An 18,751-nucleotide genomic window follows, 5' to 3' on the forward strand; every position below is an offset into this window, starting at 1 on the left:
ATGCAGCTGACGATGATCGACGAGAACAAATACGCCGAAACCATGCGCGACACCGTGTTGCCGGCACTCGAACAGTGCCGTGACGAAGGCTGGTTCGACCCTTCCGCCGCCGAGCGGGCGGCAGGAATCGAGCCATTGCCCGGATTGCTCGACACCGGTGGCCGATCCGGTCAGCTGCATTACCTGTGCTATGACGCCGGCAAGTTCGACGCCATCCGCGAGGAGGGCGCCACCGCCACATTCCGCGGCGCCATCGTGATCAGCCACGGCTTCACCGAGTTCGCCGAAAAATACGACGAACTGGTTTGGTACTTCCTGCTCGCCGGTTACTCGGTATGCGTACTGGAACATCGAGGTCACGGCAAGTCCTCGCGCGACGTCGACAACCCCTGCATGGTGTGGATTGATGATTGGCGCCGCTATGTGACCGATCTGGCCGCATTCGCGCAAACCATCGGCCAACAGTATGCGGCCGGCATGCCCCTGAATCTGTTCTGCCATTCGATGGGCGGCGGCATTGGCGCTGCGGTATTGGAACAGTACCCGACCCTCTTCGATAAGGCCGTGCTTTCCGCGCCGATGATCGCTCCCGCAACCGGCATGCCACTCAATGTGGCACGCGTGCTTGTGGGCGCGTTATGCGGATTGGGCTTCGGCAAGAAGCGTGTGTTCGGCCAAAGCGACTTTACGCCCGAGTTCTCGATGAAGGGCAATGAAGGCGCATCCGAGGCGCGTGAACGCTGGTATTTCAAACTGCGCTGCGACAACCCGGAATATCAGACCTATTGCGCCGCGTTCGAATGGGTGCGCCAGGCGTTGAAGCTCAATCATGCGATCTTGAAGCCATCCGCATGCTCGGAGGTGGAGACGCCGATATTGCTGTTCCAATCCGGCCACGATATCTGGGTACTGAACAAGCCGCAGAACAAGTTCATCCAACTGGTCAAGGATGGTGGCGGCGAGGCCACGCTGGTGCGCTTCCCCGAGTCGCGCCATGAAATCTTCTCGATGCCGAACAGCACCTATAAGCCATATCTCGAGAAGATTCTGAGCTTCTACGACGACCCCATGATCGCCAGCGCCGCGTACTGATGACAATGCCCGTTGATGTGTGATGCCGAACACCTATCAGCGCAAGAAATTCGGGAAATAACCACCATTCTCCGGAAATCCTTGCGCTGAGTGAGTGGCAGTGCAAGGATTTCGGGAGATAAGGGTAGTGGATAGGCCTTAGTCCCACCGCGTACTCATCGATAACTACGTAGCCGAGTGTAGTTCTTCATTTAGAGTTCATTTTTCTGTCACCTTGAGGTATAGCCCTCTTTATAAGGCGGGAGAAGAATGGAATTATGGGCATTGTCTCTTCTCTTCGTCGCCGCGCCGCAGCGGTTGCGGCCGTAGTATGCGCCGGCGCGCTTGCGCTGGCCGGTTGCTCGTCCAATCTGTTGGGCGGAAATTCAGATGACGGTTCGGATACCGCCAACGCCAATATCCAGACATTCAAGCCCTCTGGCGGCAAGGAGCCGACCGCCACGCTCAACATCGCCTCCGGCTCGGAAAACAAGGAAGTGGCCACCGCCATTCAAAAGGCCGCCGACCAATCCAACGTGGCCATCACGATGCATTATATGGGTTCGTTGGAGATCATGAACGCGCTCAAGAACGGCGGCGAAAACTACGACGCCGTCTGGCCGGCCTCCTCCATGTGGATTTCGATGGGAGACACCAAGCATATAGTCAAGGACGCCGCCAGCACCTCCACCACGCCCATTGTGTTCGGTATCGCCAAATCTAAGGCAATCAGCCTCGGCTGGGCGGATGATTCCGGGAAGACCAAGCCGGTCTCCACGGCGGACATTCTCGCTGCCGTCAGCAATGGCGACTTGAAATTCTCGATGACCTCCGCCACCCAATCGAACTCGGGTGCCTCCGCGTACCTGGCCTTTATGACCGCGCTTCGTGGCGGCGACCAGCCGTTGAGCGAGCAGGATCTGAGCAACGCCACGCTCAAGGATTCCGTGGCCAAATTGCTCTCCGGCGTGGACCGCTCCTCCGGCTCCTCGGACTGGCTCAAAGACATGGTGGTGGCCAATCCGGATCGATTCGATTCGATGGTCAACTACGAATCCCTGGTGATTCAGGCCGACAAGACGCTGACCAAGAACGGCCATGATCCGCTCGTGGCCGTCTATCCGTCCGATGGCATCGCGGTCTCCGATTCGCCGCTCGGCTATGTGGACCGTGGCCAGAAGCTCAAGGATGCATTCGACTCCTTCTCCAAGGCATTGAGTTCCAGGGATTCCAAGCTCGAATTCGAGCGTGCCGGTCGCCGCACCGGCCTCGGCGGCGCACTCGCCTACTCCTCCGATTCCCAAGTGCAGCAGTCCTTCCGCGCCGAATGGGGCATCAACACCGACGCCGCCGCGCTCAAGACCATCCCGCTGCCCGCCGCGTCCGTAATCAACAGCGCGCTCAATGTCTACCAAACCGCACTCAGGAAGCCCAGCTGGACCGTGTGGGTGGTTGATTACTCCGGTTCGATGTCCGGCGAAGGCAAGGACGGCGTAGTCAAGGGCCTCAATGCCGCGCTTGACCAGAATCAAGCCAAGTCCGCCTACATCGAGCCTGCGGATGGCGATGTGAACATCCTCATCCCATTTGAATCCGAAGCGCATAATCCGATCAAGGCCACCGGCACTGATACCACCAAGTTGTTGCATGATGCGCAGGCCACCGAGGCCAGTGGCGGCACCGATATCTACGCCGGTCTCGAATCCGCATTGCAGCAGCTGCCCAGTGAATCAGAAGCCTCCCAATACACCACGGCCATCGTGCTGATGACCGACGGTCGCTCGATGACTGATAATCAGAAGGCGTTCGAATCCGACTACCAGAGCAACGGACGCGATGTGCCGGTGTTCTCCATCATGTTCGGTGACGCCGATTCCAGCCAGCTGAAATCGCTCGCGCAACTCAGTAACGCCAAGGTGTTCGACGGCCGTTCCGGTGACCTTGCCTCCGTATTCCGCCAGGTCAAGGGGTTCAACTGATGCTGCAAGTAATCTGCGGATTCATAGCCGGGCTCGCGCTCGCAGGCTTCGGCTTCTGGCTGGCCGGCGGCGGTGTGGTCGGTGCCGGCGTGGCCGTGGTGCTGGCCGGCCTCGGCTATGTGGCCGTATCCACACTGACCGAGCCCGAACGGCGCATCGGCAAAATGCTGGCCTCCGCGCTGCCGAACGGGCAGAAGGCCGCCGACGCCATCGACGCGGCGAATACCCGTCTGCGCTCGATCGCCGCACTGACTGCGCAGGTGCGCGACCCGGCTGTGCGTTCGGAGGCCAATGACTTCATCGTGGCCACGCGCGACCTCGTCAATTACGTGACTCGCGATACCTCTGCCTACCAGACGCTGCGCCACTACATCACCGTGTACGGCGAGCAAACCGAGCAGCTGCTGCGCTCCTATGTGGACGTGGAAAGCTCGGGCGCGCGCGACCAGATCGCCAAGGCGCGCACGGAGACCATCGAGGCGCTGCAAGTGCTCGAGCAGACCGCGGCCGGTGAGCTGAGCCGCGCGGTCAGCGCGAAGACCTTGGGCATCGCAGCTGATTCCGATGCGATCCAGCGGTTGGCGCGTATGGATGGATATGATGCCGCGTCGCAGCCGGTCCGGGCACAGCCGCAGCAACAGCCGGCGCAGAGCGCACCACGGCTGACAAATCGGCGGGAGCAATCGGATCAATTGGAACAGTTTGATCGACTGAGCTGGGCGAGCGGGAATCAGCCCCAGCCAGAACCAGTGCGGTCCAAGCCGGCGCACAAACCGGCAGAAGGGCGGCAGGAGCAGGAATGAAACTATCGAAATCGAAGATCATCGGACTTATCGCGCTGCTCGCAGTAGTGGCGGTGATTTGCGGCACCTTGGTTTGGCGGCAAGCCCAGCCGAAGCCCGCGGCACCCATCGAACAAGTCAGCGTGAACGGTTACCTGGGCGGCGAGAAGATCGGGCTCTTCGACGACGCCAAGTTCAAAGCGCTCGCCGCCGAGCAGGGTCTTAGCATCGACTACCGCAAGGCCGGTTCGCTGGCCATGATGGACGCCGACACCAAGGGCATGGACTACCTGTTCCCCTCTTCGCGCGCGGCCGTGGAATACGGCAAGGCCAAGGGCGTAAAGGCCACCCAGAGCGACATCGTCTTCAACTCGCCGATCGTGCTGTATACGCATAAGACGGTGGCCGAGGGACTGGTGGCCGGAGGCCTCATCACCAAGGACGATTCCGGCGCGTATCACATGGACATGGCCAAAGCCGTGGACGCGATGGTCGCGAATAAGACGTGGGCTGATGTGGGCTACGCGAATGGCTATGGACAGTTCCGCATCGACTCCACCGATCCGGTGCAATCGAACTCAGGCAACGAATACGCGGCGCTGATCGCCACGGTGATGAACGGCGGGCAGCCGGCCACCACGGATTCCGTGGCGCGCGACGGCGAGAAGATCAAGGCGATTTTCGCCAAGTCAGGCTGGATGGAAACCTCGTCGGAGGACGCGTTCAACCAATTCCTGACGCTCGGTGTGGGCTCGAAGCCGATGATGGTGGGCTATGAATCGCAGTTGCTGGACTTGGCTGTGAACCAGCCGGACGCGTTCAAACAGATCAAGGATGACGTGGTGGTCGTCTACCCCACGCCGACCGTATGGAGCACGCACACGCTGATGGCGCTGGACGATAAGGGCGCGAAGCTGCTGAATGTGTTGAAGAGCCAGAAAGTGCAGAAGCTCGCATGGGAACGTCACGGCTTCCGTGCGGCCAACTTCGCCGGCACCGACTCGATCAAACGCTTTGGCGTGCCCGGCACTCTTGAGCAGGTTCCAGCCGTTTCCGAACTGCCCAACAATGATGCCATGCAGCAACTCATCTCCACTCTGAAAGGCGTCGATTTGCAGCAATAGCTGGCAGTAGCCATTCACAATCGCAGTCGTTACGAAAGGAACCCAAATGACCACACAAATCACTCTCGCAGACCTCGCCAAGGGCAGCACCGCCGCCGTCACCAACCCGGCGCTGGGCACTGGTGCCGGCGCAACGAACGGCGCTTTGGTGCCGACTGCCGCCGAGGCCGAAGCTGCCGCCGCGCTGACCCCGGACCAGCAGATCGCGAAGCTGCCGGAAGCCGACCAGCAGCAGATCGCGCAGATCGCCGGCGGCATCGACTTCACGCGCGAAGGCATCGAATCCTCCTACGGCAAGGACGCCCAGCGCGCCACCTCCACGTTCGCGGATGAGATCCTCTCCGAAACCCGCTCCAAAGACACTGGCGAGGCCGGCGAACTGCTCAACACCATGCTCGTGACCATCGATGAGGCCGAGCTCGGCGGCTTCCGCAAGATTCCGATCATCGGGCAGGTGGCCGTCTCCATCGACAAGCTGCGCCGCCGCTACCAGAAAGTCGATTCGCAGATTGATGAGATCATCGTCAAGCTCGAGGCCGCACAGTCGCGCTTGGTGGCGGACATCTCCATGTACGACACGATGTACACGCAGAATGCGCAGCAGTACCGTGAGCTGAAGATCACCGTGCTGGCCGGCAAGAAGGCGCTCGCCGACTTCCGTGCCACCCAGCTGCCCGCACTCGAGGCCGAGGCGCAGAAGAGCGGCGACCCGATGCAGGCGCAGCTGCTGAAGGACTTCAAGTCCAAGTTGGACCGCTTCGAGAAGCGCCTCGACGATCTCGACCGCATTTCCGTGGTGACGCTGCAGACCGCGCCGCAGATCAAGATCATCCAGAACGCCGACCAGACGATTGTGGACAAGATTGACACCACCATCTCCACCACGATTCCGGTGTGGAAGAGCCAGATGGTGATCGCGCTGGGCCTGTCCAACCAGCGCAAGGCCTTGGACCTGCAGAACAAGGCCGATGATGTGACCAACAAGCTGCTGCAGAAGAATGCGGCCGCCCTGCACAAGGGCGCGGTGGACGCGGAGAAGGCCAATCAGCGCTCCGTGGTGGAGATCGAGACGCTGGAGAAGATCAACTCCGAGCTCATCGCCACCCTGAAGGAGACCGTGCAGATCCAGAAGGAAGGCAAGGCCAACCGCGAGGCCGCGCAGGTCAAGATGCGCCAGATCGAGTCCGACCTGAAGAACGCGCTGATCGAGAACGCTCAGCAGATGTGAGGCCGGCGCGCGGCAACCAGTCCGGTTTTCTTCCCCCTGGCTGTGTTTTGCCGTGTCGTTTACGCGGTTTTCGGGGTTTGCGCCTGTGCATTCCGCGTATCCGCCTGTCTGACTGTAGGATTTCTAACTCTGACTGTCGGATTTTGAACGTTGACTGTAGGGAAATGAACACTGACTGTAGGAATTCCAACGAAATACGTTCAAAAACCTACAGTCAGTGTCCAAGAACCTACAGTCAGTGTTAGAATTCCTACAGTCAACGTTCAAGCTGGAGTGTTCAGACTGTTTGCCGCTCGTAATCCTTACTCTGTGCAATTTCACTGTGGGTAAAACTTCGGAATGATTGCCGCCGCTGGGAATTGGGTGAAGTGAAGGTCGAAGGTTGAGAGCCCGGAAGGGTTCCGGAGCCTGCCACGATAACCGTTGCCGGTCCTGCATGGGGCTGGCGGCTGGTAGCCAAACAGGTTCTCTCCTAGTTGAGGAGTACCGATTATGGCAATGTTTCCGGCTTTGATGAATGACACGATGTTCTCTGATCTGTTCGACGATCCGTTCTTTGAGGGTTGGCGCAACATGGACAACCAGGTGGCTGCGGCCATGCCGGCGAACATGATGAACACGGATGTGCGTGAGACCGCCAACGGCTACGATGTCGACATCGACATGCCTGGCTTCAAGAAGGACGATATCAAGCTCGAACTCAACAACGGCTATCTGACCGTGTCCGCATCTCGCAGCAGCGAGCATGAGGATAAGGCTCCTGAGTCCGCAAACGGCGAGAACGCTCAGGCTTCCGATCAGAAGTGCGCTTGCGCTTCCGATGAGGGTCGTTGGCTGCGTCGTGAGCGCTACATGGGCTCTTGCTCTCGTAGCTTCTACGTTGGCGACGATGTGAAGGAATCCGACATTCACGCCAGCTACAACAACGGCACGCTGTGCATCCAGGTTCCGAAGATGCAGGCTCAGCCGCAAGTCGAGTCCAAGCACCAGATCGCGATTGAGGGCTGAGCCGTAAGCAAACAGCCCGGTGGGCTGTTTGTAGGCTCAGCTTGAGCGAGGCGGTAGCCGAGCGAAGGTTGGTTTGAGTCCGGCCAGCGGCCGGTCCGCAATTGCTGGGGCCGGAGGCGAGGCCGTAAGCAAACAGCCCGGTGGGCTGTTTGTTGCAGGACTGATTCAACTCAACACATCAATCGAACTTCGTTCTGAAGCTCAGCTGTGAAGCATATGGCCCAGCGGCATCGTTCGCTGGGGCAGCCTCCGAACGAGGAGGCAATCGACTGAGTTGATAGGAACCGAAGTTCCTGTGCAGTCAAGCAGTCAAGCTTGTTCCCTGCGCTGCCCGTTCTACGTTTTCTACGCTGACTAGTGAACGGGCGGCGGGAAACATAGCCAATGAAAATGCCGAGTGAGGCAATACCTCGCCCGGCATTTTTGTTTGTACATCTTGCGTGCCCGCGTTGTACACGTCCGATGGGTAGAGTGGCCGCAGACAGTACAGCGGGATGGCGGAACAGGGGGAACGCAGTGGCGGAGAACGCGCAGAATCAGAACAATGCAGGCAACAAGCCGAACTTGGCCGGCGGGCACGTGGTCTCCTCGGGCGCGACCGTCGTTGGCCTGATGGCCATCGTGCTGTGGAGTTTCATGGCCGGCACGGTGCGCATCGTCTCCGAGGGCTTCGGCGCCACGCTTGGTTCCGCGCTGATTTACACGTTCGGCGGCATCCTGTTGCTGATCTTCCGCCGCCCGGCACCGCTTAGGGAATTCCCGCGCAAATATCTGATTGGCGGCGGCCTGCTGTTCGTGTTCTACGAATCTTCGATTTCGCTTTCGCTGGGCTTGGCGTCCACCGATGCCTCGTCGGTTGAGGTGAGTCTGGTCAACTATCTGTGGCCCACGATGATGGTGTTGCTCGCGGCCGGCGTCTCGCACCGCAGACACGCAATAGTCAAAGTACTGCCGGGCGCGATTGTGGCTACCGCGGGCGTGGTGCTGGCGGTCGGCGGCAATTCCGGGCTTGACTGGCATGCGGCGGCCGCGCATATCGCGGAAAATCCGTTGCCGTATGTGTTGGCGTTCCTGGGTGCCTTCGCCTGGTCGATTTATGCGGTGTTTACGCCGGCATGGTCAAAGGGCGTGGATGGCACGTCGCTGTTCTTCCCATGCGTGGCCGTGGCGCTGTGGATCATTCATTTCGCATCCGGCCAAGGTATGCCCTCCCATATGCCGAGCTTCAAGGCCTGGCTGTTCGTGGCGATCACCGCAGTGGTGATCGCAGGCGGCTATGCCTGCTGGGGCTACGGCATCCTGCACGGTTCGATGGAGCGCCTGGCCATCGCCTCCTATGCCACGCCAGTGCTCTCCACCGGTGCCAGCGCCGTGCTGCTCGGCCTCGCGCTGTCCGTGCCGTTCTGGTTTGGCGCGCTGCTCGTGGCCGCTGGATCCGTGTTGAATTATGTGGTTAGCGCACGTAAATAGCACGCCGATTGGCCCCTCTGCCGAGGCGGCAGTCGCGGAGTGATTGGCGGAGTGATTGGCGGAGTGATTGGTTGAAGTGACTGGAGAGCTTGGGCTGATTCATTCGGCGTTTTTGGCTGATTTGCGCCGGCTACTTCTCGCGGCGTTCGCCCGGCCGGCGCAGCGGGTCAAGCAGTGTATTCGGATTGGAGATGCCGAGCATGCTGCGCCCGCCCGTCGATTCCGGGTGCTTGGCGATAATCGCCAGTGAAATCGCGCCCGGCACCATAATGATCACGGCAATTACCGCCAATCCCCAGCTCACAAAGAATCCCAGCCCGAGCGCAATGATCGCCACGGCAACCGCAGTACCGATAATCGTTAGATGTGCCTGCTTCGGCCCGGACTCCTTCAGCCAGGTTGCTTTCTGCTTCGGCTGTGGCTTGACTGTTGCCGCGGAATCGGCGGAGTGATGTATTTCATTATTCGCGTTGCTCATAATCTCAAGCATATTCCGTGTGAAGCAGTTGTTCAGAGTAACGTGAGGCGTATGCGCGAGAACGTGAATACTTCGAACGATTCGGTTGCGGGCGTGGCTGAGGGCACAGGTTCAGCCGCTTCGCAGTCCAGTGCGACGCAGACCGCCTACTTCGCCGGCGGCTGTTTCTGGGGCTTGGAGCGATACTTCCAGAACGTGGACGGCGTGGTGGATACCACGGTCGGCTATGCGCAGTCGCAAGTGGAATCGCCCACCTATGAGCAGGTGTGCGCGGGCGAGACTGATGCCGCCGAAACGGTGAAGGTGGTGTTCGACCCGGTTCAGGTGAGCCTGCGCACGTTGGCGCTGCTGTTCCTAGAGGTGATCGATCCATTCTCCGTGGATCAGCAGGGCGAGGATCGCGGCCGCCAGTATCGCACCGGCATGTTCTACACGGACGATACGCAGAAGTCCGTGTACGTGGCGGCGCTGGAGCAGCTTGTGGACCGTCAGCCTCAACGCCCGGCCGTGCTGGTCGAACCGCTGAGGAACTTCTACCCGGCCGAGGCACATCATCAGGATTATCTGATCAACAATCCCGGCGGCTACTGCCATGTGCCGATTGCCGCGATCGCAAACGTGAAGCGCCGCCAGAAGTATGTCGAGCGCATCTGGGACCTGACGCTGGAGCAGTTCGCGGTGACGCAACTGGCCGCCACCGAGCGCCCGTTCGTCAACGAATATGACGAGGAGTTCGAACCCGGCATCTACGTGGACATCGTCAGCGGTGAGCCGCTGTTCTCCTCGCGCGACAAGTTCGATTCCGGCTGCGGCTGGCCGGCATTCTCCCGCCCGCTGAAGGGTTCGCTGCTCACCGAGCACGAGGACCATCGCATCCCCGGCCGCGACCGCATCGAAGTGCGCACCGCCGAAACGCAGATTCATTTGGGCCACGTGTTCGAGGATGGCCCGGCCGACCGCGGCGGCCTGCGCTACTGCATGAACTCCGCCGCCCTACGCTTCGTGCCGCGCTCGCAGATGGAAGCCCAAAGCTACGGCGCGTGGATTCCCGCCGTGGATGGTGATGCCGCCGAGACTGGCGAAGCCGGCGCGGTGACTGAGGAGTCCTGAGCGCGGCATCCGCAGAAGTTTGAGCGCTCAGGCTAGTTCACCTGTTCCGGCTGACTCGCCCGCTAAAACCCAGTGCTCAAGCTTGCCGCTGCTTGATGTAGCGCGTACTGCGTCCTGCTCCCAACTTGACGATGGTGCCGGAGTTCAGCAGCGACCGCAGCACGCGCTCAACGGTGGTCTCGCTGATATCCGGCAGCTGAGTCAGGATTTCCGCCTTGGAAAGTGGCGATAGCGTCTGGCTAAACAAAGCGACAACGCGCTGCTCCTTGGTGATTTTGCCGTGGGTGGGAAGCGCGGAAGAAGACTCGATAATCGCGGCCACACGTTCGTCGAATACTTTGCATGCCCGCAAGATAATACCAAGCAGATAGTTCACAAATGGTCCGTAATCGTTGGTGTTCTCGTTCCATCCCTTTGTGCTAGCTGCCAGCGCCTCATAGTAGGTTGCTTTGCTGCGCTCGATGAGGTGCTCGATGCTGATGTATTTGCCCACGTTGTATCCGGCGCGATACAGGAGCAGCAGCGTGAGCAGTCGGCTCATACGCCCATTGCCGTCGTTGAATGGGTGGATGCAGGTGAAGTCGAATACAAACATGGCGATGGCAAGCAGCGGGTCGGTGCGGCCATCGCGAATGGCGTTGTTGTAAGCGGCGCATGCTTGTTCGATGTATTCCGGCGTAATAAGAGCACTTGGTGGGGCGAATCGAACGGAATTGTTGCCCTGGGAGTCGCGCTCGACGATGACGTTGTCTGAGTCTTTGAAATGACCGCCGAAAGTAAGTGGTGTGTGCCGGAACATATCACGATGCAGCTGCAGAATAACGTTCGGCGTGAGCGGGATATAATCATGGCTCTCGTGAATGGTGGCGAGCACGTCGCGATATCCGGCAATCTCCTCCTCATCACGATTGCGTGGAGTGGTTTTTTCTTCAACCAATGCATTAAGGCGTTTATCGCTGGTGGAGATACCTTCAATGCGATTCGAGGCGCTGGTGCTCTGAATACGCGCGATGGCTGTCATAGATTCCAGAATGTCCGGGCGGATTACGGCTTGGACGCTTTGACGGCCTTTGGCCTCATGGATCGCGGTCAACAGGCTGGTGGTGCGAGGAGTGAGCAGTGCTTCGGCTGTGTGGATGTAGTCAAACTGTTTCATGCCTTACACTCCTTCGGCTGTGCTCTGCTTTCTGCATCATTTATCAGTTTTCTGCATCAAATCATACTGAAATGATGCAGAAAACAGGCTGATGATGCAGAAAATGATGCAGAAAATGATGCAGAAAGTGTACTTGGAAGGTACTATACGATTCGGATCAAATCAGGCGTGATATGTTCCAAGAACATTCGGCTGGCTCGACTTTTCTGTGCGTGGCGAATCAACGAGTCGTAAGACAGTAGCGATACTTCGCGGCCAAATAGATGTTGTAAATCATCGATGAGCTGCTGCCTCGATAGCATCCCTAATGTTGCACCGGGTTTGAGCCGATACAGCAAGTCCACATCGGAATCCGGCAGAGCTTCATCTCGGGCCACTGAGCCAAACACGTATAGCTCCGCAACGCCATACTGCTTGACAATGCTGGCCAGCTTTCCGTTATCGAGCTTGATGGTCATGAGCGATTACTTCGCCGATACGATGGGGGATTTCAGTGACCAGCGCATTTCCCATGCAGAAAGCGCGACGACCGTCGCTCATACCGGTGTCAGTCCAGCCTTTCGGGAACATTTGCAATTGATCCAATTCATCCGGCACCAAACGGCGAAGTCTGCCATCTTGCTCCACGACATGCTTTGTGCGGCTGGCTCCAGTTCCGCCTTCACCTGTCAATATGGTTCGGCTGGGGGAAGTAAGCGGATCGGGGAATGCCACTGGCCCTTCGGAATAGGTGTAGGTGTAACCGGCAGAAGTGGTGCGCTCTTCCTTTTTCCCGCCCTTGAGATAGGTCCAAGAGGAGAGTTTGGTTTCATCAATCCAGAACTGTTCGGGGACCTCGGATGCGGGTACTAGTACGTCTCCTAAAGTCATGTGGCCGCCCGAATAGTCGGGGTCTGCCTTCATGGTGACTACCTGTCCATTGATCATGACTCCGGTGTTGCGGAACAGGCTGACCTTGTGTCCTTTGCCAAAGTTCTGTGTGACTTCGTAAGGGTCGTTTCCGATGTTGAAATAGACTAGGCCCTTATCTTTTTCGTTGGGGCGAATGGGGAAAGCGCGTGCTATAACACCGGTGGAGAGAAGTCGTTCTTCGGGTTTCCCCCATTCGGAATTGTGCTCAGCGTAAATGTATACACGGCGTCTACGCTGTGGCATGCCATATTCGGCGGCGTTAACTACGTGCCATTCCACGTTGTATCCCAGGCGATTCAGGCAAGACAGGATGATGGCAAAGTCGCGTCCGCGCTGGCTGGCAGGCGATTTGAGCAGACGATCGACGTTCTCCAGCAAGACGATTTTTGGCAGGCGCATTTCTAATAGATGATTGATGCTCCACCAGAGAACACCTTTGCGCCCTTCAATGCCGGCTGCAAGGGCGAGCGGTTTTGCGACGCTATAGTCTTGGCAGGGGAAGCCGCCGACCAGCATGTCGAAATCGGGGATGGTCCTCTCGCCGGCGTCAACTTCTTCTAGGACCTTAGCGATGTCTTCGTTCACGCAGGAGCCCTTGCCGAAGTGCTGTTCATAGCAGCGCCATGCAAATTGCTTGGACTCTTGGCCCATGGGTTCCCATTGGTTGGCCCACACGGTATGGAATGAACCTGCCGGCTTCATATAGAAATCGTCGCCGGGTTTGCTGTAGCCGTCGAGTCCTAAGCGGAATCCGCCGACTCCGGCAAATAGCTCCGCAATCCTTATCTCAGCAGCCACAGCATTCCTTTCGATCCGAACGATCGTTCTATATTTCTGGCTTTAGTATAGCCGAAAATTGGATTTCGATCAACTTGGCATTTGCGATTACGCTAACACCCTTTTGAAAACAGTAGACTGGTGCTAAAAATCAATGGCGGGAGGAACGGCGATGGGGCAGCATGTTGATGCGAATTTGAATGAGAGCCGTTCATATAGCACCTTGGAAGAGGTAATGGGGATTCTTACAGGTGCTGCAGGCAAAACTTTTCGTGAGTTGGACAAGACTGGTCGCGCTGAGGCCTTGGCGAATAAGGGGGCGTTAGGCAATATTATCGAGGAATCCGTATTGGGCTACCCCGTTAATTCAGACGCTGAAGCGGATATCCAGATAGGCAATAGCCGCTATGAGCTTAAAGTAACTCCTTTGAAGCATGTGCGCAAAGGCAAAGAGACTTCTGCAAAAGAACGGCTTGTGATTGACATTATCAATTACATGAAGCTTGTCCAAGAGAAAGACTTCGAATCCTCGCAAATGTGGGGCAAAGCGAAGAACATTATTTTGGTGTATTACTACGATGATCGCACGGATACGAAACGAGAATTACGCGTAGATTGCACGGTTCTGCTTGCATATCTGATGCAGTATTCACCTGAGGACGTGGCCACTATACGACAAGATTGGAAGCTGATTCGGGATAAAGTTGCAAGCGGTCATGCTGACGAACTTAGCGAATCGGATACTAATTATCTTGCTGCTTGCACTAAAGGTGCTAATGCTTCTACTCTTCGTGATGCTCCGGCTCCATTAGATAGCCCTAAAGGCTTGATTCGCGCCAAACAACGTGCGTTTAGCTTCAAAACGTCTTATATGACGGCTATCGCTAGGCGGCTACTTCATTCTGATAGTGGTGAATCTCTTCGTCTTGCGCCAGAGCAGGCATTGGAGGATTATCTTCGTAATAAGTTCTCTCGCTACTTTGGAAAGACAACTGGCGCTATAGCTCGAGATTTGGGACTGATGTCAATTACTCCAAAACAATTTAATTCGCAGTTGGCTTTGGGAATGATTGGCTCTAAGCAGAAGGCCATCGGCAAGGTTGAGCAGTTCGCAAAAGCTAATGTAACGGGTGTAAAAACCATCGTCATGTATGAGGGCGTCGATCGGCCTCAGGAGCATATGTCTTTCCGACAAATATCCGAAGAAGAATGGGCGGAGCTCGGAGACGCATCTGTGGAATGGCATGATTCTTTCCTGTATCAGTTCTTTGAGGAAAACCGCTTTTTGTTTATGGTCTTCAGGGCCAGTGGCATGCGGCGGTCTCAGAGCAGTAAAACAGCAGACATTTTCACTGATGCATTCCTGTGGAACATGCCTGAAGCTGATATTGAAAAGTACGTTCGTCCCGTCTGGGAATGGCTGCATGAGGCAATGGTTGCTAAAAAGCCATTGCATTATGGGCGCGGTACGAATGAATTGCCGGGACCTTCTTTCAATAACGTTTTTCATATTCGGCCAAAAGGCAAAGATGGGAATGATACGGTACTCTTGCCCAATGGTGAGCGTATTACTAAGCAGGCGTTTTGGCTGGACAGGCGTTATGTCGCAAAGATTGTGTCCAGCCGATATGGATGGCATTGAGTAGGTGTGGGGTGTTCATTCATCCCATCTGCGTGTATGAATGAACACCCCACACCTAGCTGTCACGCTTTCTGAAACGTCAGTGAGCCATCTTTTTCTACGTTGTAGGTCACTAATGTGAGGTCATTCCATTGCTCTGTTCGAGCTGGACGATGGCTAATTGTGTAATTCCTGATTATGGATTGTGGGCTGTCTTGGCTGGAATTTTTTTCAAAATCATGTGCCACTAAGAAAGCTTTGATTTGTGAGTAGTCTCCATTGGCGTAGTTATCACAAACCCAATCCACATACTTCATTACTTGATTAACGTCTCCTCCATTTTTCAGTCCTGAAGAGGTGCCGCTTTTAATTTCAACAATAAGGTACTGGCTTATTACGCGATCAGGAATGTCTGGAATCCATTTATAGCCAAATACATCAATGAAATCCATGTATTGAATAGGCTTTAAAGGAGACGCTGCGACTTGATGAGAAAGATAGTCCCAGTGTCCAAAGATTTTTTCAGCAGACGGATTTGATCTGGTCAGTTGCTCTAGTAACCCGGCTTCGACAAGCATTTCCACTTTTGAAGATCCGTTAGATAATCTACGACTTGCTAATAACGGTGCGACCGTTGTTCTTCTGCTGGCAAAAGATTCCTTGTAATTGGTTAATTTATTGGTAATTTGCTCCAAACCAGTGCCAGGATTGCTTTCGATGATTTTAGGTTTTCCGTTGGAACCTGCATTCGTGTTAATGCGGAATAGCGCGGCTCGGAACGCTTGATTTTCTCTATCGTCAAATTTGATAAATGATTTTCTTGAAAAGACTCTTAGTGACCGAAATGCATCTGGGTCGGATTGAAGCAATGCGTCCATATCTATTCCCTTCTCGTAGAAATAAGGGGAGGGAATGAAGCGAATAATCCATTGCCTTACTTTATTGCCTTTGGATATGAGAGTAGAAGGCAGCAATGTTTGGTCGGCGTCGATTGTATTGGAAAGAAGCGATGGGAAATTATTGATTACCGTCGTATTTTCAGCAAAATCGGCTATTTCGCCGATGCCGTATACCATACGTTTCGCGAAGAAATAGACGTTATCGCCTGGTTTCATGGCCATGTAGTCGGAGAAAGTTGCATACTTCGTCGAGTTCCACTTCGGCGACATATATGTGGAATAGATTCCTTTTCTAATGCAGTCAAATACGGACTGAACTTCCCCCATAGCAAAAATGTACCCTGCCATATTTATCCCTCCGTTGGGTTGCATCAACCATACTAGGAGAATTTGGCCGATTGGTAGTAGTTTGCGTTTTGCTGGCTGTGCAAGGCGGTGGAGGCGGAGAAAGCGGACGGCACTAGCGTCGATTCTCGGGATGATCTTGTGCAATTACTGCGTGAGGATACGCCACAGGTAAAGTCCATTGCATTCGTGCCTGAGGATTTGATTCCGTTGCTTCGCGCAGCTTTAGGCGGGGATAAGGACGCTGCGGATATGCGCGAAGGTTGATCTGAAGATTTGTGATTGCCTATTGTGTGGTCCAACAAAGTCAGTCCGATGATATCGGTGTCGATGGTCGTGCCACGGAACTGCATATTTGCTCTTTTTGCAGTTGCGTGGCAGGGATTCCTTTGAAAATCTCGCGACATACGGAACATCAAGTATCGAAAATGGCGGAATTTCAAGGATGCTGAAAATTGAATGTTGCGCGCTTTGGATGTGGGAGCGGCACACCGTGCCACGCGGCTGCAAAATGCCCTGAAATGCAGTTCCGGGACAAGAAATCATGTCCCGGTAGTTGGCACAAACGGTACATTGCAAACCGGGACAGGCGAAAGGTAAAAAGCGCCGTGCTGATTTCGCTCTTTGGGGAAAGGGAAGCGGCGCGAGGACCTTGCTCCGGCAATCCGCAAGTATTTGCTTATAGGATTGCAGTAACGGGCCAGCGACTTGGCCTGCGCGCGGATATCGCGCACACAGAGCGCTAAACGCTAAGAACCCAGAAGTCAACGAGCCAAAGGAGCCCCGCCATGATTCTTGTCACCACCACGCCGTCGGTCGACGGCTACGTCATTACCAACTATCAGGGCATCGTGTTCGGCGAAGTGGTCGCCGGCGTGAACATGTTCCGGGACATCGGCGCGAGCCTGCGCAACGTGTTCGGCGGCCGCAGCCAGGGCTATGAGGAAGAGCTGACGAACGCGCGCAACGAGGCCATCGCCGAAATGCAGCAACGTGCCGAGGCAATGGGTGCGCACGCGGTGGTCGGCGTCGACATCGATTACGAAGTGCTCGGTGCGGACGGCTCCATGCTCATGGTCACCGCATCCGGCACCGCAGTGCAGCTCGCGCGCAAAGGCTGAGGTCCGCGCGAAGCTGATGGTTACTCCACAGCTCCACCGCTGACAATCTGCTCGTACAGCTTGGCCAGCCGCTCCTCGCGTGCGGCCTTGGCCAGCTCGCACTCCCACACCACGATCACGCGCCAACCGGCGGCTTCCAGCTCAGCATGCTGGGCGGCGTCGCGTGCACGATTGCGCAGCAGCTTCGCCGTCCAGAATTCCACGTTCGACTTCGGCATCGAATGCTTCGTGCAGCCCTCGTGCATATGCCAGAAGCAGCCGTTCACGAACACGATCGTGCGATACTTCGGCAGCACCACATCCGGGTGACCGGGGTATCGCTTGTCGTTCTTGCGGAACCGCAGGCCCCGGCGAAACAGGTAGCTGCGCACCAGCACTTCAATCGACGTGTCCTTGCCGCGGATGTGCGACATCGTGTACGACCGTGTGCCGCGCGCGTACTTCTCCGGTTTGGAGGATTTGCGAGGGGTTCGCTTACGGTTGCCATTTGCGGCGCTCATCGCATCTCCCTTCCCGCGCTTTGGTGGCTTTCCCACCATACTGATCAGTACTGTCTACAGCAACCAGTGCCCGACGGAACAATGGCAGCCGTGCGAATTCATGCAGTATTCACTGCCGCTGCGCGATTGCCGAACTGAGGACCGTCATAATCGGAATATGGATGCAGATGCACATATGAACACAGGCAATGGTGCTTGGTTCGAAGGCAGAGCCGGCGCCGCGCGCGAGGCATGGAATCGCGTGCGGCCGGCGAGCGGGATTGCGTCGATGCTGCTGTTCTTCGCCTGTTGGGTGATTATGGTTGCGGTCTCCTGGGTGATTCCGTATACGCATGCGTTTTTCGCTGACTTCGAACACCATAAATTCGAAGCTGCAATACTCGCTGCCGTGACGTTTGTGCTTTCGCGGTCGGCGGCGAATCTGATGGTGCTATGGCATCGCGGGCATATGCCGGACGGTTTGCTCGGGATTGAGACGGCGCTGTTTGACCCGATGGGTTATGAGATTGTGGGCGGGGATGACCACAGCGCCCCCAATGATGACAGCATGTCTCCGCGGTACGTTGCCTATTCGGTGAAAACGCTGCTATTCTGCCCGGTGGCGTGGGATCGCAGGGTTGACGTGCTGGCGTATCCGGCGGGCAGTGAAGTCGGTGCACGCGGGAAGGCGCAGGAGATTACGCTGCTGATTTCCGGCACGCGCGTACGGCTGGAGGGGCCGGCGCTGGGGGAGCAGCTGAATCCGCGGCCACAGTACAGGGAGAACGGCGAGTATTTGCTGGTGGCTGACGAGTCGAGCTCGGCGCAATCCGCGATGTAGGATGCCGGCGGCGGGTACTGCGTATATGTGTAGGCAAAGCAAAAGGGCCGGAACCTTTCGGTTCCAGCCCTTTATTTGCTGGTGCGAGTGGGGGGAGTTGAACCCCCACGAGCATACACTCACTGCCACCTGAAGACAGCGCGTCTACCATTCCGCCACACTCGCAGACAATCGGCTAATTTACACCCGGAGGCGGGATTGCACAATCCTCGGCGTGTCGCGCTGTGCTTTTGCCAATCCCCAATGGTCCCCTGATGGACCTTTGCGTGCACAAGTCTGTGCAACCGCGATAGCCTCAGTGCGGCGACGGTCAAAGACCGGACGCGATCATGGACATTTTGAGCGAAGTG

At 56.6% G+C, this 18,751-nt stretch carries 16 protein-coding genes, 1 tRNA gene and 2 pseudogenes; 12 read left to right on the forward strand and 7 right to left on the reverse strand.

Going from position 1 to position 18,751, the window contains the following annotated elements; genetic code table 11:
• The 8 genes and pseudogenes from F7D08_RS02765 to yddG all read left to right on the forward strand — a co-directional run bounded on the left by F7D08_RS02765 (window position 1) and on the right by yddG (window position 8,662).
• The gene (locus tag F7D08_RS02765) at window positions 1-1,092 is read left to right on the forward strand and encodes an alpha/beta fold hydrolase (protein ID WP_152209177.1); all 1,092 of its coding nucleotides are present in this window, start codon (window positions 1-3) and stop codon (window positions 1,090-1,092) included.
• Between the two features lie 257 nt (window positions 1,093-1,349).
• A pseudogene (locus tag F7D08_RS09940) lies at window positions 1,350-1,961 on the forward strand (substrate-binding domain-containing protein); the annotation flags it as partial.
• A gap of 489 nt (window positions 1,962-2,450) precedes the next feature.
• Window positions 2,451-3,050: pseudogene (locus F7D08_RS09920) on the forward strand (vWA domain-containing protein); the annotation flags it as partial.
• Complete coding sequence (locus F7D08_RS02775; protein ID WP_226803273.1) at window positions 3,050-3,853, forward strand: hypothetical protein; 804 nt, start codon at window positions 3,050-3,052, stop codon at window positions 3,851-3,853. The pseudogene F7D08_RS09920 and the gene F7D08_RS02775, both read left to right, overlap by 1 nt.
• A complete protein-coding gene (locus tag F7D08_RS02780; protein WP_152209179.1) occupies window positions 3,850-4,956 on the forward strand; it encodes a substrate-binding domain-containing protein in 1,107 nt (368 codons plus the stop codon). The genes F7D08_RS02775 and F7D08_RS02780 overlap by 4 nt, the downstream gene beginning before the upstream one ends.
• Before the next feature lie 46 nt (window positions 4,957-5,002).
• Window positions 5,003-6,184 carry a toxic anion resistance protein gene (locus F7D08_RS02785; protein ID WP_226803275.1) on the forward strand — a complete coding sequence of 394 codons (1,182 nt, stop codon included), beginning with the start codon at window positions 5,003-5,005 and terminating at the stop codon, window positions 6,182-6,184.
• Between the two features lie 492 nt (window positions 6,185-6,676).
• On the forward strand, window positions 6,677-7,192 hold the full coding sequence (locus F7D08_RS02790; protein WP_101626469.1) for an Hsp20/alpha crystallin family protein: 516 nt from the start codon (window positions 6,677-6,679) through the stop codon (window positions 7,190-7,192).
• Window positions 7,193-7,708: 516 nt separating this feature from the next.
• Window positions 7,709-8,662: an aromatic amino acid DMT transporter YddG gene (yddG, locus tag F7D08_RS02795; RefSeq protein ID WP_226803277.1), complete on the forward strand. Its 954-nt coding sequence runs from the start codon at window positions 7,709-7,711 to the stop codon at window positions 8,660-8,662.
• A 130-nt stretch (window positions 8,663-8,792) separates the two neighbouring features.
• Here yddG and F7D08_RS02800 read toward each other — a convergent pair whose 3' ends face one another.
• On the reverse strand, window positions 8,793-9,140 hold the full coding sequence (locus F7D08_RS02800; protein WP_226803279.1) for a hypothetical protein: 348 nt from the start codon (window positions 9,138-9,140) through the stop codon (window positions 8,793-8,795).
• A gap of 51 nt (window positions 9,141-9,191) precedes the next feature.
• Between F7D08_RS02800 and msrA the strand changes: the two genes are divergently transcribed.
• Complete coding sequence (gene msrA, locus F7D08_RS02805; RefSeq protein ID WP_226803281.1) at window positions 9,192-10,250, forward strand: peptide-methionine (S)-S-oxide reductase MsrA; 1,059 nt, start codon at window positions 9,192-9,194, stop codon at window positions 10,248-10,250.
• Window positions 10,251-10,326: 76 nt separating this feature from the next.
• Here msrA and F7D08_RS02810 read toward each other — a convergent pair whose 3' ends face one another.
• From F7D08_RS02810 to dcm, 3 genes are all read right to left on the reverse strand, one after another.
• Entirely contained in the window at window positions 10,327-11,406 is a 1,080-nt protein-coding gene (locus F7D08_RS02810; protein WP_152209181.1) for a Fic family protein, read from the reverse strand.
• A gap of 143 nt (window positions 11,407-11,549) precedes the next feature.
• Entirely contained in the window at window positions 11,550-11,864 is a 315-nt protein-coding gene (locus F7D08_RS02815; RefSeq protein WP_152209182.1) for a nucleotidyltransferase family protein, read from the reverse strand.
• Entirely contained in the window at window positions 11,845-13,116 is a 1,272-nt protein-coding gene (gene dcm / locus F7D08_RS02820; RefSeq protein ID WP_152209183.1) for a DNA (cytosine-5-)-methyltransferase, read from the reverse strand. The genes F7D08_RS02815 and dcm overlap by 20 nt, the downstream gene beginning before the upstream one ends.
• 151 nt (window positions 13,117-13,267) lie before the next feature.
• On the opposite strand from dcm, the gene F7D08_RS02825 reads away from it, so the two are divergent.
• Entirely contained in the window at window positions 13,268-14,737 is a 1,470-nt protein-coding gene (locus tag F7D08_RS02825) for a Sau3AI family type II restriction endonuclease (RefSeq protein ID WP_152209184.1), read from the forward strand.
• A gap of 62 nt (window positions 14,738-14,799) precedes the next feature.
• Here the strand turns inward: F7D08_RS02825 and F7D08_RS02830 are convergent, their stop codons facing one another.
• A complete protein-coding gene (locus F7D08_RS02830; RefSeq protein ID WP_152209185.1) occupies window positions 14,800-15,963 on the reverse strand; it encodes a hypothetical protein in 1,164 nt (387 codons plus the stop codon).
• Between the two features lie 785 nt (window positions 15,964-16,748).
• On the opposite strand from F7D08_RS02830, the gene F7D08_RS02835 reads away from it, so the two are divergent.
• Window positions 16,749-17,081: a putative heavy metal-binding protein gene (locus F7D08_RS02835; protein WP_100493229.1), complete on the forward strand. Its 333-nt coding sequence runs from the start codon at window positions 16,749-16,751 to the stop codon at window positions 17,079-17,081.
• A 20-nt stretch (window positions 17,082-17,101) separates the two neighbouring features.
• Here F7D08_RS02835 and F7D08_RS02840 read toward each other — a convergent pair whose 3' ends face one another.
• Entirely contained in the window at window positions 17,102-17,581 is a 480-nt protein-coding gene (locus F7D08_RS02840; RefSeq protein ID WP_152209186.1) for a very short patch repair endonuclease, read from the reverse strand.
• 157 nt (window positions 17,582-17,738) lie between these two features.
• On the opposite strand from F7D08_RS02840, the gene F7D08_RS02845 reads away from it, so the two are divergent.
• A complete protein-coding gene (locus F7D08_RS02845; protein ID WP_152209187.1) occupies window positions 17,739-18,401 on the forward strand; it encodes a hypothetical protein in 663 nt (220 codons plus the stop codon).
• 79 nt (window positions 18,402-18,480) lie between these two features.
• Here F7D08_RS02845 and F7D08_RS02850 read toward each other — a convergent pair.
• Window positions 18,481-18,566 (reverse strand) — tRNA-Leu (locus tag F7D08_RS02850).
• Window positions 18,567-18,751 lie beyond the last annotated feature (185 nt).

The sequence above is a fragment of the Bifidobacterium cebidarum genome, from assembly GCF_009193305.1.
Classification (GTDB): Bacteria; Actinomycetota; Actinomycetes; order Actinomycetales; family Bifidobacteriaceae; genus Bifidobacterium; species Bifidobacterium cebidarum.